Source organism: Veillonella rogosae JCM 15642, from assembly GCF_002959775.1.
Lineage (GTDB): Bacteria > Bacillota > Negativicutes > Veillonellales > Veillonellaceae > Veillonella > Veillonella rogosae.
Map to the genome: position 1 here is coordinate 439,724 of NZ_PPCX01000010.1, position 13,875 is coordinate 453,598.

Sequence of the window (13,875 nt, forward strand, 5' to 3'; positions counted from 1 at the left end):
TTAATCTATATACTATCTGATCTATGCACTATCTAATCTATATATTATCTATTCGGTATCTTTCAACTAGAAGAACACATGATAAGCCCTATCAAATGCATAATGTGCCGCTGTATAAAACGGGTCACCGTACTCAAAAGCACCTTCATGCTTTACATTAACATTCATAGCCTTAAGATCTGTTTCTAAGTTACCATCAAAATCATAATACTTAGTCGCTCGAGCAATCCCTTTTATACCAGATTCTTGTTCTTTATGTTTAACGATAATTGGTTTAGCCTGCTCACGAGAATAGTCTTTTAGGTTTTCCTTTTTTACAATGGAACTAACAGAATACTCATAATCATAGTCTGCCGTAACAACCCATTCAATAGTATGTTTCTTTTTATACTCTACAAGATACATATTAAATTGCAAGGTATAGTTTGGAGGATTATGCTCCACACTTCGTACAGAATTTAAATCAATAAACATCGCTGACTCGTCAGTTGATGAGGCACATTTAAAATGCTCAGCATGTTGTAGTGCATATAAAGATAAAACATTTGATGTCTCAGCACCTGTAGACACCGCTTCTGATGATCCAAAGAATTTTTTTACTAAATTTTTTAACATATTCTCTCTCTAACATACTCTATTCTTAATAATAATACATTATATAAACGATTAGGATATAAATGATTAGGGTACTAAAACAATACCGTATCATTTAAAAGGAGTTATAGATTGTAAAATCACTTACATCAAAGCGTTTTGTATGGCCTGGCGCAGGAACGCAGTCTGGGTGTGGGTATCCTATAGGGAATATCGCTACAGGAATGATATGATCTGGCAAAGCATAAGCGTCTCGTACTTTAGCTGGATCAAAATGAGCAATCCAAGTTGTTCCTAGACCTATATCCGCCACGGTAAACATGAGGTGAGAACCTACAATACTAGCGTCTACAACACCCATATCCGCATCATCGTACTCTCGTTTCCAGCTCACTGTATTATCGTAACAAACAATAATAGCCAATGGAGCATTAAAATGACCATTTGTGCAGTCTTTAAGTTTATTAAGACTATCTGCTGTATTTAATACAAGTAGTCGTTGCGGCTGATAATTATGAGCTGTAGGAGCCAATCTTGCTGTCTCTAATATGATATCTACCTTCTCCTGCTCTACAGGTTTCGTATCAAATTTTCGAACCGAATATCGTTCTGTGGCTAATGCTTTAAAATCTTTCATTAGATCTCACTCCTTAATTGAAATAAGCTAATCCATTTTAAAGAAAATCCCTATATAATGTTATCTCTATACAGACTACTTCTGTTAATATATTTCTCTATCTTACTATAAAAGTCCTTTAAATCAAAAAGCCCCTTATCTAAAACTAGACAAGGGGCCATATCATATTATTTTTAAAGCCAGTATTATTTTTTAAGACGGCTAATTACTTCGTTAGTAATGTTCTCGATTTTGCTGTTAGCGTCAGCCGCACGGATTGTGTACGGATCATCCAATACTACGTCCATTTGTTTTTCAACGCGAATAGATTCAACAGCGTTGTGAATTGCTTGCATCATAGGTTGAGCAATTTTGTTGATTTCTTCGTTTTCTTTTTGAAGCAATGGAGCTACAGTTTTGTTGAATTCAGCTTCTGCTTGTGCAGAGTCTTGAATTTTTTCAATTTCTTGTACTTTTTTCTCAATTTGTGGACGGTATTGAGCGTCTACTTGTTGCATTTTCATATCTAATGCACCATAGCCAGGGTAGCTATTTACTACTTGGCTCATATTTACTAAGCCAATGTTAGCAGCACTTGCTACTGCAGCAGTAGCAGAGATAGCACCAACGATAGCTAAGGTAGTCAATTTTTTAGATAATTTCATCTGAAATCCTCCTCGATTAAAAGTGTCACTATACAATCCAATAGTGTACTATTTTTACTATATCAAATCTCGCTAACTTTCACAAGACTCTGTTACATAGCATAATAAAGCCCTATGAAATGCTTATGAATGTCTATAGAAATTAAAACAATACCCACAGGTATGCTCTGAAGCCCTTAGGGCAGTCATGACGGACATATTCAGAACACACATGTGGGTATTGAGGCTTTCACCAATTATTTATAATTCAGTAACGAATTATTGTTCATCGTTAATATAGATGTATTTATCGGATTTCAATTTGGACACGAGGTCAGGTACCAAACCGATGAGACGATCAAAGCTGCTGCTGTAAGGGTTGCCCTTAATGTTGAACAACTCAATGCGGTCCCCTTTGATAACAAGGATAGCGCTTGGTTCCATTTTGGCACCGCCGCCACCGCCGCCACATTCGTGGTTTTTGTTCGCCGTGTTGTGGTTTGTACCAGTACCGAAACCAAATGTTACGTCAACGAATGGAACGAGCGTAGTATCGCCGATTTGTACAGCTTCGCCTACTACCGTTTCCACTTTGATCATATTTCTGAATTTCTCGAATAGGACTTCCAAATTCTCTTTTACATTACTGTTTTCCATCACAGTACCTCCGCTTTTTGTGAAAGTATCATTGCTGTACGTTCAATACTTAGGTTTTCATACTATGTATTTACTTCTATATGACATATACATTATTTGTAGACCTTATATATTGTCTTAATACAGCTCATTTACTTAGTTTGACTTAATATATCCTTATGCTGTTTGGCCTTGTGCGGCTTTCAGCTTTTCTAACTGTTTTGCTTCTTTCCGTTTAATCCAGAAGACGCGAGCGCTTTCACCCAATAGGGAACGCATTGGTTTAGATACCAAGAATCTAGTACCATGCCAAGCTAATACAGCGAGAATTATGCGCCCTTTGATGTGACCGCTACCTTCGCCGGCCCAGTTCACATAATCTAGTTCAATATTCTCAGCTTGTTCAGGCCAAATGCTGTACAACATAGATGCAATAATCCCCATGCGATATGGGTCACCGATACCAAATCGACCTTCTATGGCCACATCCCGTGGTTTAGAGTGGTCATAACATCGTTTTGACACAAGGAATAGCTGACGCCACAATTCTGTATTTCGTACATGTTTCATGAACCAGAATGTAGGAATTTCAGACTTGAATGATGCTACCGGATCGTTTGGATCTGGCTTTGCAAAACGACTTTTCACAGTTGTTTTGATATCATTTACCTTCGTAAATACCTTTTCCTTGATGGAACCGTCACTGTTGAAAGTAACGCGACTTACCACTTCGTCATCGTCTTGAATATGGGCCGTTGGATCTTGCTGAATGGAGTCATATCGATCAGCACGAGCCTGTGCATCCATATCTTTAGAACCTGGTGCAGGACGTTCAACGCGCTCATTTGGATTTTGGGAGCTACCCGCCCCTGGTGATTCTTCGTCACCAAAGGTTGTAGTAGAACCTTGAGAGCTCTTCAAATCTTCAAAACTAGTGCCATTAGAGCTTGCAGAAGGACCTTGTCCGCCCCCTTGCATAGCTTTAGCAAAAGCCTCTGCTTGTGACATATCATCATCATCCATTACTTTTTGGTATTCTTCGTCAACGCGATTTTCAAGCCATTCTTCATAGTCTTTCACAGGACCTATCTTGAGCATGCCCAAAACGTATAATTCCTTAAAAAATGGTTTGCCCTGTAAGTATGCTAAATGAAGTGAAAATACACGCCATAGCCATTTAACGCGCACCTCGCCACGATAAGGCGTGCGACCGTCAACTTCGATGCTATATGTGATTGGTGTCAGTAGGATAATCAAGATGAGTGCTGCAATGATGGCCACGATAACGAGGGCCACAATAGCCACTGTACTCAACCACATCACCTCCTTAGGTGTTCCTATGATTAGTTTTCAATACCTTTTCGAGCCATTACGCCTTGAAGGTAGTAATGTTTAACCTCTTTCATTTCCGTTACAAGGTCTGCCTCATCGATCAATTCTTGAGGAGCCCCACGGCCCGTAAATACGAGTTCCGTTTCTGGATGACGAGCATCGAGCAACGCCTTTGTTTTATCCCATGTAATGAGTTCAAAGAAGAGTGCCATGTTGTACTCATCAAGAACGACGAGATCGTAATCACCACTGCCGATGGCAACTAGAGCACGTTCGTAGCCTTTTTCAATGAGTGCTACATAATCCTTAGGGGGATTGCCAGATTCAAAGACAACGACTTCATCGCCCCATTTAGCGAGTTCGTCCTTGCTCTTCATCCCTTCTTTTATGATAAAGAATGGCTTGCCCACAGTTTCTAACGTTAAATTAGTTAAGGTAGGTAAAATAGTATGTTCACTATATACTTTAGATTTCATAAATTGCAAAAAGAGGACTTTCTTGCCAGCGCCGATGGCACGGATTGCTAGACCGATAGCAGCGGTCGTTTTGCCCTTGCCTTCGCCGGTATAAACTTGTACATAGGCCTTCATAGATATACCTCCGTTCATATACTTTTATTTTACAATATATATATGCAAAAAGAAAGAAAAAGAACTTGCTATAGTGCATTTGCACGTATAACAAGTTCTTTTATATGAAGTCTATTAGATTATTTACTCAACAATTAGAGAATTACATCATCGTCGAGTCCTAAATAATGCAACGATTAGTTACTAATTGGCAAGAAAATCATAGGGTCTACAGGGGCACCATTTAGGCGTACCTCATAGTGAACGTGAGCACCCGTACTTTTACCAGTACTACCCATCAAGGCTATAGTTTGGCCTTGTTTTACACTCATACCTACCGTCACAAGCACAGCACTGTTATGGCCATAACGTGTTACGAAGCCATTACCGTGATCGATTTCAACGAGGTTACCATAACCACCGTCAGTATAACCAGCGAACGTAACTACACCAGCTGCGGTCGCCACGATTTGTGAACCATAGTCATCCGCGATGTCGATACCTTCATGGAACGCACCAATAGCACCTGTCACAGGGTCTACGCGACTACCAAATGGAGATGTAATAACGCCCTTGCTCGGCCAGATGCTTGGTGTCGTACTGTTCACAGCACCACCAGAACCAGCGGAGAAGTTGATGGATTGCAATGCCATCAAGTCTTGTGCACCACCATCGCGAAGGATGTTGCGCATCGTATAGAAGCTAACGAGTAATTTTTGCGCATCTTTGTCCATTTTAGACAAGCGAGCTGATAATTGTGCCGCTGTTAGCGTCTTTACTTCGCTTTCATCAGCGGCTACCGCCTTTGGGTCGCTACCATCCCCGCCACCTTGAGCCGGTGTGCCAGATTCAGCGCCTTTTAGCATTTGCTTATTCTCTTCACTAATTTGATTTAAGTTTTGGATTTTTTTATCTAGAACCTCTGTTTTTTGTTGTAACAATTTCAATTGTTCCGATTGCAATTGCGTTTGTTGCCGTAATTGCACCACCTCAGCTTGGCGCACGATGCCCCAAATGCCGAGTACCACTGCTGCGATGATTAAGATAGAGCCAACAATAGCTGCTATCTTCGCCTGCTTTGTGGTTAACATCAATATGCAGTTGTCACCATTTCTTTCAACTTTGTTTGAAATGAATGCCGGTAAATTCAATATAACCCTTCCTTATTTTGAAACGATGGCGCTCGTCAACGCTTCCTCATTGGTACGTTCGCCCAACGCTTCGTTCAAACTTTCTAATTCTTCTTGTGAAAGACTAACAAGACTTTTACCTTTCACAATTGGTTTACTAAAAATACGGGATTCGCTACGACCGTAAATACTGGAGATACAGATGCCGTTATTGTTGCCATCGAGCAACGTAAGCGCAAAGGACAGATCATTACCGATATTTTCAAAGGCGTTATATTTAATAAAGCCAATTTTTTGTATCGTATTGCTCTGTGTATTGCGGATAGCCGCTTGCTCAGTCAACAAGGACTCAAGGCCCTTCGCAGCATCGCGAATTTCGCTAACCTCTACAGATAATTTACGCTCTAGGCTCGCACCATTGTCCCCTTGCATAAAGAAATCGTATTTCTTTTTCAAGCTGCCTAGACGAATGTGTAAGATTACACAATACACCAATACAGCGATAACAAGAACGATAGTGACCATGCCAATCCACGGTTGAATCGATTCGAACATGTATATTCCTTCCTATACAATCATCAAAACTCCAACACTTAATTATACCATTCTAATCGTGAAAGTTAAATGACTGCATGCAATTTAATTTAATATGCGTAATGATAAATTAATTATATCTATCCTTTTATTTCGTCAATAAATGGGCTTATTGCCCGTTCTAGTATACCATGTAGAGCCGCTATGAGTACACCGTAATTTACGATTGGCGTACCTTGTACAACAGCACATTCAATACGTCGTAATACTTCGCGGCGTGTGAGCATACAAGCGCCACAATGGATGATCAAATCATATTGTGATACATCTTTAGGGAAAGCTCCCCCACTAGTAAATTCTAGCTGTAAATCCGTATGACCTTGCTTCTTAAGGAGATTAGGAATTTTTACAGTCCCAATATCATCACATTGACGACGATGTGTACAACCTTCGCTAATAAGAACCTTAGAACCTGGTTTCAAATTCTTAATAGCATTAACACCAGCTACTAAGTCTTGTAATTTTCCTTTAAAGCGAGCCATCAAAATAGAAAAAGAGGTCAACGGAATTGTATGCGGTGTCAATTCATCGACACGATCAAAGGCTTGAGAATCACAGATAACCATTTTAGGTGGATGAGTAAGAGAGTTAATCATAGACGGTAACTCTTCTGTTTGACACACCAAGGCTAAGCCTTTGTAGTCTAAGATTTCACGAATCGTTTGTACTTGAGGCAAAATAAGTCGACCCTTTGGCGCTGCACTATCAATAGGGCACACAAGAATGATGGCATCCCCCTCTTCCACAAGGCCTTGTAACAGTGTTTGCTCCCCTTCTACATCAAGCGGAGTTAAACCGCCAAGTAAATCTAATAATTCAATCCGTTTTGTATTAGAAGTAAAATCAGCTGAACCAATTACGGTAGCAAGATCACTTAACCCCTTATGAGATTTAATATAAGCAGATGTATTTGATTCAAGTTTTTCTTTATCAGCTGTATTTAATTCAACTTTATCTGTATTAGCTGTATTTAATTCAACTTTTTCTTTATTTTCTACATTGATTTCGTTTATATCGTTTATTTCGTTTATAAATAACGCAATAGGCACATTATTTTGTTTTAAAAGCCCTAACCAATGCATGTCATCAGAGGTTGGTTCTTCATCGGTGCGAAGTACATAGACGGCAAGGTTAATCTTTTTTACAACCTCTTCTGTCTTTTCCATGCGCAATACACCGAGTTCAGTTGTATCATCAATACCTGCTGTGTCACTAATAACTACAGGACCTAGCGGCAAGATTTCCATAGACTTGCTCACAGGATCTGTCGTCGTACCTGCCACATCAGATACTAAAGACACAGGCTGATCAGTTAACATATTAATCAATGTAGACTTACCAGCGTTACAACGGCCAAAAAAGCCTATATGAACGCGATTTGCTTTAGGTGTTTGTTCCATAGTCTATCCTTGTAACTTAACGTATATATCTTACAAAAACCTTCTAGTAGTACTGAAATTGTTTTCTTTTACTAGAATTATTTTCTTGTGCTAGAATTGTTTTCTTTTGCTAGAATCATGTTCTTTTACTAAACCCTTAAATACAGTAAAAGCGCAGCCCGTAGACTACGCTTTTACCGTGGATTGTAAATTGTATTTACATTATACAGAAATATTATCAACTTGTCATTACTAATTTCACATAGGCTAATGCTAATTTTAGTATCTAGAGTATACTTTTTAAGTAAATATCCACTATATGTAGTAACTACTAAGAATGAGTATTGAGTATAGTACTAGTGCGATTATGGGTAATAGCTAATTATACTCTAAACTCCATTGCTTCTGTATCTTCTGTTTGGTCTTGACCATCCATGTATGCGATGAGTCTTTCCAATTCGGCTTCAGAGGAAAAAGCAATTTCAATCTTGCCTTGTACCTTTTTACCAGCACGGAACTTGATATTTACAGGAGATCCTAAGCTTAATTTTAAACGATCCATCAAGGCACGTACTTCTGCCGTACTTTGTGGTTTATTTGTTTTAGTCTTAGGGGATTTGTTTTGCATAGGCTTAACAAGAGCCTCTGCTTGACGAGCACTTAATTCGCCCTCTTTAATGCGTTCAGCTGCTTCGATTTGCTGAGCAGCGCTACGAAGTGCCAACAACGGACGAGCCTGACCTACTGTTAAGTCTCCTTCTATAAGATCTTTTTGTACAGAGTCACAAAGTTTTAAAAGGCGAACCATATTGGCAATATAAGAACGACTGCGGCCAAGGCGAGCAGAAATCATTTCTTGCGTTTGTTTATACGTATCCATTAAACCTTGGTACGCCAATGCTTCTTCAATTGGATCTAGTCCTTCACGTTGCAAGTTTTCAACGAGGGCTACTTCAGTCATCTCTTCTGTATTATATTTCTTCACGATAACTGGAACTGTTTCTAAACCAGCAATAATAGCCGCGCGGTAACGACGTTCACCAGCTACGATTTGGTATTTATTCTTTTGTTTACGTACTACGATCGGTTGGAAAATACCAAGATTTTTAATAGATTCAGCTAATGTAGCTAAACTATCTTCATCAAAACTTTTACGAGGTTGATCTGCATTCGGAACTAATTCAGAAATGGGTAATTCATGTATTTCCTTTTCAGGCAATACAGACTCTACAGAGTCAACTTTCATCAAATTACCAAGGCCCTTACCCAATCCGGACGCTTTGCTTTTTTTACTTTTAACTTCTCTAGGCATATAACTAACCTCTCTCACCTTACATATAGCATTTATTTAGACTTAGATGCTTTAATAACTTCTTTGGCCAATTTAGTATATACATCTGCACCTTTGGATTTTGGATCATATACGATAATCGGCTCCCCATAACTTGGTGCTTCACTGAGTCGTACATTGCGAGGAATAATTGTTTTATATACTTTACTGCCAAAGAACTTTTTAACTTCATCAGCTACTTGAATAGATAAATTTGTACGACCATCAAACATAGTCAACAACACACCTTCAATTTCAAGGTCTTTATTAGAAGTTTGTTGTACGATAGTTATAGTCTTAACCAGCTGACTTACCCCTTCTAGTGCATAGAATTCACTTTGAATTGGAATCAATACACTATCTGCTGCTGTAAAAGCATTTAATGTTAGTAAACCAAGGGATGGCGGACAATCGATGATAATAAAATCATATTCATCACGCACTGGTGCCAAAGCTTTTTTCAACATTGTTTCACGTGAAACAACGGAAACCAACTCTACTTCTGCACCAGCTAATTGAATCGTTGCAGGCGCCACAAATAGCTTTTTAAGCATTGTAGGCTGAACAATATCAGCAATAGGTTCACCATCTATTAGAACATCGTGCACACAGAGTTCTAAATCATCCTTTTCAATGCCTAAACCAGAGCTTGCATTACCTTGCGGATCCAAATCAACAAGTAATACTTTCTTGCCTGCATCAGCTAAACAAGCACTCAAATTTACTGACGTTGTAGTCTTACCAACACCGCCTTTTTGATTAGTAATAGCTATAACTTTGCCCACTTAATTCACCTCGCATATTCGTTCAAAATAGTTCTTTTTCATTATAACATAAAACAACTGTAATTATGGTAATTACAAATCAAATTCTTAAAAATTAATCTATTTATATATGTAATTACATTTTAAAACTTAATTTCTGATCAGAATCAGTTAGCTTATATGTTAACAACTAACTTAATAATCCATTTTGATTTACAATTACAATTGTTTCACGTGAAACAATAATTCTTTCTATTAATAAAAACAGAATTTTATTTCTACAAAAATGTTTCACGTGAAACATTTCCTAACCTAAAGAAAATTGAAATTATAATAGATCTAATACTAGCAAATATAATTCTAGAAACCATAGGAGAAATAGTTGTGGGAATTACACTAACAGTAAAATAAATAGTAGAAACAAAAACTTTAGAGAAATAGTCACAAAAAAATATTAGGTTAAAAAATATGATTTTAATATAAATGTATACGAAACAGTAAAATTTAACTAAATTTTTTATTGATACTTAGATCGCGTTACTAATTCAAAACACGATAATATCGTAAGTTAGAGTTTTATATAAGAGTATAAGAGTATAGGTGTGTGAGCATAAAACTATAAAATATAAAAATATAAATGTATAAGTGTGTAGGCGTATAGGTGTATAAGTAATGCAACTCTAACTATGTTTATAGTAAAACTCTAATAGTTTCAATGCCTAAATTATAGATTAAAAATAACTATTACTATATGTAGTGTAAATGAGCTAATAACTTTTATTATAAAACAACATATAGATATAGCTTTAAACTATATCTATATAGTACTAAATTATATGAGAATACAGGCCCTATAAGCTTTGACAGGCTTTCATCATATCTATATACTAGTAACTAGGTAGTAATTAGATTGATAATCTTTAATATAGTTTAATTGACTATATGATCTAACTATACAAATAATAGTAAGCACACACGCTCTACGGATACGCAGAGCTTTTTATTTTGAAGAGGAGGCGTTTCCATGCCCATCTATAACGGAATGCTTCCTGCCATCGATAAAGCAGAAGTAAAACGATACGCAGGACTTCGTCACGCTGAGGATTTCCCACAAAATTACGTTGACGAAGCATGTAAGGAAATCCAGTTATTAGCTACACCTAAAGGTGTATACCAAGAATACGATTATGATGCAAAAACTAAAACAATTTTGAGTAATCCACCGCTTAAAATTGAAGGTTCTATCATTGAAAAACACTTAGAAAAATCTACAAAAGTCTATGTACTAGGCGTAACAGTAGGCGAAGATGTAGAAATTCGTAGTGAACAATTGTTTAAACAAGGCAATTATACAGTAGGCTTATTACTTGACGCAGCTGCAACTACAGCAGTAGAGCAGGTAGCGGATCAAGTAAACGAAGTAATCAATACAATCGCTAAAAAACAAGGTTATAAACCAACATGGCGTTTTAGCCCTGGTTATGGCAACTGGCCATTAGAGATTCAACCTCAATTAGCTAATATTATTAAAACAGAGCTAATCGGCTTACAAGTTACGGAGAACTATTTATTGTTCCCACGTAAATCTGTAACGGCGATTATCGGTTTAATGCCAGCAAATGAAGACCTTAAAACAAAACGAGGCTGTACTTCTTGTTCACAACAAGACTGCGCATCTCGTAAATTACCTGAAAAAGCAACTACTAACGACCAAAATAAGGCAGAGGAAGATAGTAGTAAAACTACTGCTGATGTATCAGGTATCGCTATGAAAGGCCAACCAACAGAATAATGTTTCACGTGAAACAGTTCGAATTTTAGGATGTTAAAGGAAGATGTTTATGTATATTTTTGATGGTGCTATGGGCACAATGCTGCAAGCAGCAGGCTTAGAAGAGGGCTATTGTCCAGAGCTATTTAATGTAGAGAGACCAGAAGTTGTAAAGAATATTCACGCACAATACTTACAACATGGTAGTGATATAATTACTACCAACACCTTCGGTGCATGTGGTCTAAAATTAGAAGATTACGATTTACAAGATCGAGTAAGAGAAATTAATATTGCAGCCGTAAAGGTAGCAAAAGAAGCTATTGCAGAGGTTAAGCCATCTGCGCGTGTAGCTGGTTCTATGGGTCCTACAGGCCGTTTCTTACAGCCATTAGGAAACATGAGCTTTGATGATATTTATGATACATACCGCGAACAAGCAGATGCATTAATCGAAGGCGGTGCTGATTTTATTATCATCGAAACTATTATCGACGTACAAGAAATGCGTGCCGCATTATTGGCATCTCTTGACGCGCGTGAAGCAGCAGGGAAGACAAAGGAAGATGTACAAATCATCTGTCAGTTTTCTTTCAGTGAAGACGGCCGTACTATTACAGGTACACCGCCTGCAGTAGCAACTGCTATCGTGGAAGCTATTGGTGCTGATATCATCGGTATTAACTGTTCTCTTGGACCTGAACAAATTACACCGCTTATCGAAGAGATTGCTAGCGTTACTAATTTGCCAATCAGTTGCCAACCAAATGCAGGTATGCCTCAACTGATTAATAAACAAACTGTATTCCCACTCACAGCAGAAGAGATGGGCCCATTGATGCTTCCAATCGTTGATGCAGGGGCTAGCTATGTAGGCGGCTGCTGCGGTACAACACCAGCTCATATCCAATCTATTTCCGACGCTGTAAAAGCACATACTCCTAAGGAGCGTGCTCATATAGAACCTAAAACAATCATTACAAGCCGTACTAGATTGTTAGAATTAGGTCACAATACAAAACCACTTATCATTGGTGAACGTATTAACCCAACAGGTCGTAAAGTTCTAGCCCAAGAATTACGCGATGGTTCTTTCATCCGTGTAAAACGCGATGCGTTAGACCAAGTAGAAGCAGGTGCAGACATCCTCGACGTAAACATGGGTGTAGCTGGCATGGACCAAACGCCATTGATGGAGCGTGCTATCTTTGAATTATCCATGCTCGTTGAAACTCCATTATCCATCGATACATTGGATCCAGCAGCCATGGAAGTAGCTCTTAAAAACTATCCAGGCCGCGCCCTAATCAACTCCGTAAATGGGGAGGAGGAGTCCATCACTCAAGTTATGCCTTTGGCTAAACGTTATGGTGCAGCATTACTATGCTTGCCAATATCTAGTGGTGATCTTCCTGAAAAAGCAGAGGACCGCGTTGCTTTAGCTGAAAGTATCGTAAATCGCGCTTACGGCTATGGTCTTCAACCACATGACTTATTACTTGATCCATTGGTATTAACACTTGCCAGCGGTGAAGATAGTGCACGTCAAACATTGCGTACATTACAGTTATATAAAGAGAAATTTGGCTTCCCAACAGTAATGGGCTTGTCCAACATTTCCTTCGGTATGCCACAACGTCCATATTTGAATGGTCAATTCTTAACAATGGCCCTTGCTTGTGGCTTAACAACTCCGATTATGAACCCATTAAACTATCCAGCTAAAAAAGCTTTTGTATCTAGTACAACGCTATTAGGTTGGGACCCAGGTTCTGCTCAATTCATCAAAGAATATGGCTACGAAGACGAATCAAGCGCTCCTGGTAACTCCGCTCCGAAAGGTCCAGAGAAAAAATCCTTCGACAGCAATGATCCATTAGCGAATATTCGCGCTTGTGTAGAACAAGGGGAGAAGGAAGCCATCGTCGAACTTGTTAAAAAAGCTTTAGCAGACGGCATGGACCCATTAGATATTACGAAAAAAGGCTTATCTGAAGCGATGAACGTAGTAGGGGACAAGTTTGGTTCTGGTAAATTATTCTTGCCACAAGTAATGCTTGCTGCTGAAACAATGCAAGCTGCTTTCAACACGATTAAAGAAATTATTCCTGCTAGTGAAAGTTTAGATAAAGGTACAGTTGTTGTAGCTACCGTTAAAGGTGACATCCACGATTTAGGTAAAAATATCGTAGCGGCCTTACTTGAAAACAATGGTTACAAAATCGTCGACCTCGGTAAAGACGTTGATCCAGAAGTTATCGTTCAAGCCATTAAAGACAACAAGGCAGCTCTCGTTGGTATCTGTTCCTTGATGACTACTACAATGCCTCAAATCGACAATACTGTCGCTGCAATCCGTGCAGCAGGCCTCAAAACTAAGATCATGGTAGGTGGCGCCGTAGTATCCCAAGACTACGCAGACCAAGCAGGCGCAGATATCTACGCTAAGGACGGTATCGCAGCCGTTAACCACGCTAACGATTTCTTTGAAACTTTAGAGAAATAATTTTAAATAA

Annotated in this window: 13 protein-coding genes; 2 read left to right on the forward strand and 11 right to left on the reverse strand. The window is 38.5% G+C overall.

What is annotated here, in order from left to right; all coding sequences use genetic code 11:
- Nucleotides 1–66: 66 nt before the first annotated feature.
- From VRHSUH09_RS07405 to VRHSUH09_RS07455, 11 genes are all read right to left on the reverse strand, one after another.
- Nucleotides 67–615 carry a hypothetical protein gene (locus VRHSUH09_RS07405; protein WP_054747432.1) on the reverse strand — a complete coding sequence of 183 codons (549 nt, stop codon included), beginning with the start codon at nt 613–615 and terminating at the stop codon, nt 67–69.
- A gap of 94 nt (nt 616–709) precedes the next feature.
- Nucleotides 710–1,231 (reverse strand): nitroreductase family protein, encoded by a 522-nt coding sequence (locus tag VRHSUH09_RS07410; protein WP_054747436.1) that lies wholly within the window; start codon nt 1,229–1,231, stop codon nt 710–712.
- Nucleotides 1,232–1,416: 185 nt separating this feature from the next.
- Entirely contained in the window at nt 1,417–1,875 is a 459-nt protein-coding gene (locus VRHSUH09_RS07415) for an OmpH family outer membrane protein (RefSeq protein ID WP_054747438.1), read from the reverse strand.
- Between the two features lie 258 nt (nt 1,876–2,133).
- A complete protein-coding gene (locus VRHSUH09_RS07420) occupies nt 2,134–2,511 on the reverse strand; it encodes a GerW family sporulation protein (protein WP_009351604.1) in 378 nt (125 codons plus the stop codon).
- A gap of 156 nt (nt 2,512–2,667) precedes the next feature.
- The gene (locus VRHSUH09_RS07425; RefSeq protein ID WP_105081861.1) at nt 2,668–3,804 is read right to left on the reverse strand and encodes a hypothetical protein; all 1,137 of its coding nucleotides are present in this window, start codon (nt 3,802–3,804) and stop codon (nt 2,668–2,670) included.
- A gap of 29 nt (nt 3,805–3,833) precedes the next feature.
- The gene (locus VRHSUH09_RS07430) at nt 3,834–4,412 is read right to left on the reverse strand and encodes a cob(I)yrinic acid a,c-diamide adenosyltransferase (RefSeq protein WP_105081805.1); all 579 of its coding nucleotides are present in this window, start codon (nt 4,410–4,412) and stop codon (nt 3,834–3,836) included.
- 176 nt (nt 4,413–4,588) lie between these two features.
- Nucleotides 4,589–5,545, reverse strand: a complete 957-nt coding sequence (locus VRHSUH09_RS07435; RefSeq protein ID WP_043005911.1) for a M23 family metallopeptidase — start codon at nt 5,543–5,545, stop codon at nt 4,589–4,591.
- A gap of 9 nt (nt 5,546–5,554) precedes the next feature.
- Nucleotides 5,555–6,076: a DUF4446 family protein gene (locus VRHSUH09_RS07440; protein ID WP_009351560.1), complete on the reverse strand. Its 522-nt coding sequence runs from the start codon at nt 6,074–6,076 to the stop codon at nt 5,555–5,557.
- Nucleotides 6,077–6,195: 119 nt separating this feature from the next.
- Nucleotides 6,196–7,515: a [FeFe] hydrogenase H-cluster maturation GTPase HydF gene (gene hydF / locus VRHSUH09_RS07445; RefSeq protein ID WP_105081806.1), complete on the reverse strand. Its 1,320-nt coding sequence runs from the start codon at nt 7,513–7,515 to the stop codon at nt 6,196–6,198.
- A 361-nt stretch (nt 7,516–7,876) separates the two neighbouring features.
- Complete coding sequence (locus VRHSUH09_RS07450) at nt 7,877–8,806, reverse strand: ParB/RepB/Spo0J family partition protein (protein ID WP_054747444.1); 930 nt, start codon at nt 8,804–8,806, stop codon at nt 7,877–7,879.
- A 32-nt stretch (nt 8,807–8,838) separates the two neighbouring features.
- Nucleotides 8,839–9,609, reverse strand: coding sequence for a ParA family protein (locus tag VRHSUH09_RS07455; RefSeq protein ID WP_105081807.1), 771 nt, complete (start codon nt 9,607–9,609; stop codon nt 8,839–8,841).
- Nucleotides 9,610–10,612: 1,003 nt separating this feature from the next.
- Here VRHSUH09_RS07455 and VRHSUH09_RS07460 point away from each other — a divergent pair.
- On the forward strand, nt 10,613–11,380 hold the full coding sequence (locus VRHSUH09_RS07460; RefSeq protein ID WP_054747448.1) for a methionine synthase: 768 nt from the start codon (nt 10,613–10,615) through the stop codon (nt 11,378–11,380).
- 49 nt (nt 11,381–11,429) lie between these two features.
- Nucleotides 11,430–13,865, forward strand: a complete 2,436-nt coding sequence (locus VRHSUH09_RS07465; RefSeq protein ID WP_105081808.1) for a homocysteine S-methyltransferase family protein — start codon at nt 11,430–11,432, stop codon at nt 13,863–13,865.
- Nucleotides 13,866–13,875 lie beyond the last annotated feature (10 nt).

Bases quoted from the DNA above. Each gene is read 5' to 3' on its own strand.
- VRHSUH09_RS07450 (WP_054747444.1), bottom strand. From the start codon at position 8,806: ATGCCTAGAGAAGTTAAAAGTAAAAAAAGCAAAGCGTCCGGATTGGGT.
- VRHSUH09_RS07460 (WP_054747448.1), top strand. From the start codon at position 10,613: ATGCCCATCTATAACGGAATGCTTCCTGCCATCGATAAAGCAGAAGTA.
- hydF (WP_105081806.1), bottom strand. From the start codon at position 7,515: ATGGAACAAACACCTAAAGCAAATCGCGTTCATATAGGCTTTTTTGGC.
- VRHSUH09_RS07465 (WP_105081808.1), top strand. From the start codon at position 11,430: ATGTATATTTTTGATGGTGCTATGGGCACAATGCTGCAAGCAGCAGGC.
- VRHSUH09_RS07415 (WP_054747438.1), bottom strand. From the start codon at position 1,875: ATGAAATTATCTAAAAAATTGACTACCTTAGCTATCGTTGGTGCTATC.
- VRHSUH09_RS07440 (WP_009351560.1), bottom strand. From the start codon at position 6,076: ATGTTCGAATCGATTCAACCGTGGATTGGCATGGTCACTATCGTTCTT.
- VRHSUH09_RS07405 (WP_054747432.1), bottom strand. From the start codon at position 615: ATGTTAAAAAATTTAGTAAAAAAATTCTTTGGATCATCAGAAGCGGTG.
- VRHSUH09_RS07430 (WP_105081805.1), bottom strand. From the start codon at position 4,412: ATGAAGGCCTATGTACAAGTTTATACCGGCGAAGGCAAGGGCAAAACG.
- VRHSUH09_RS07410 (WP_054747436.1), bottom strand. From the start codon at position 1,231: ATGAAAGATTTTAAAGCATTAGCCACAGAACGATATTCGGTTCGAAAA.
- VRHSUH09_RS07420 (WP_009351604.1), bottom strand. From the start codon at position 2,511: ATGGAAAACAGTAATGTAAAAGAGAATTTGGAAGTCCTATTCGAGAAA.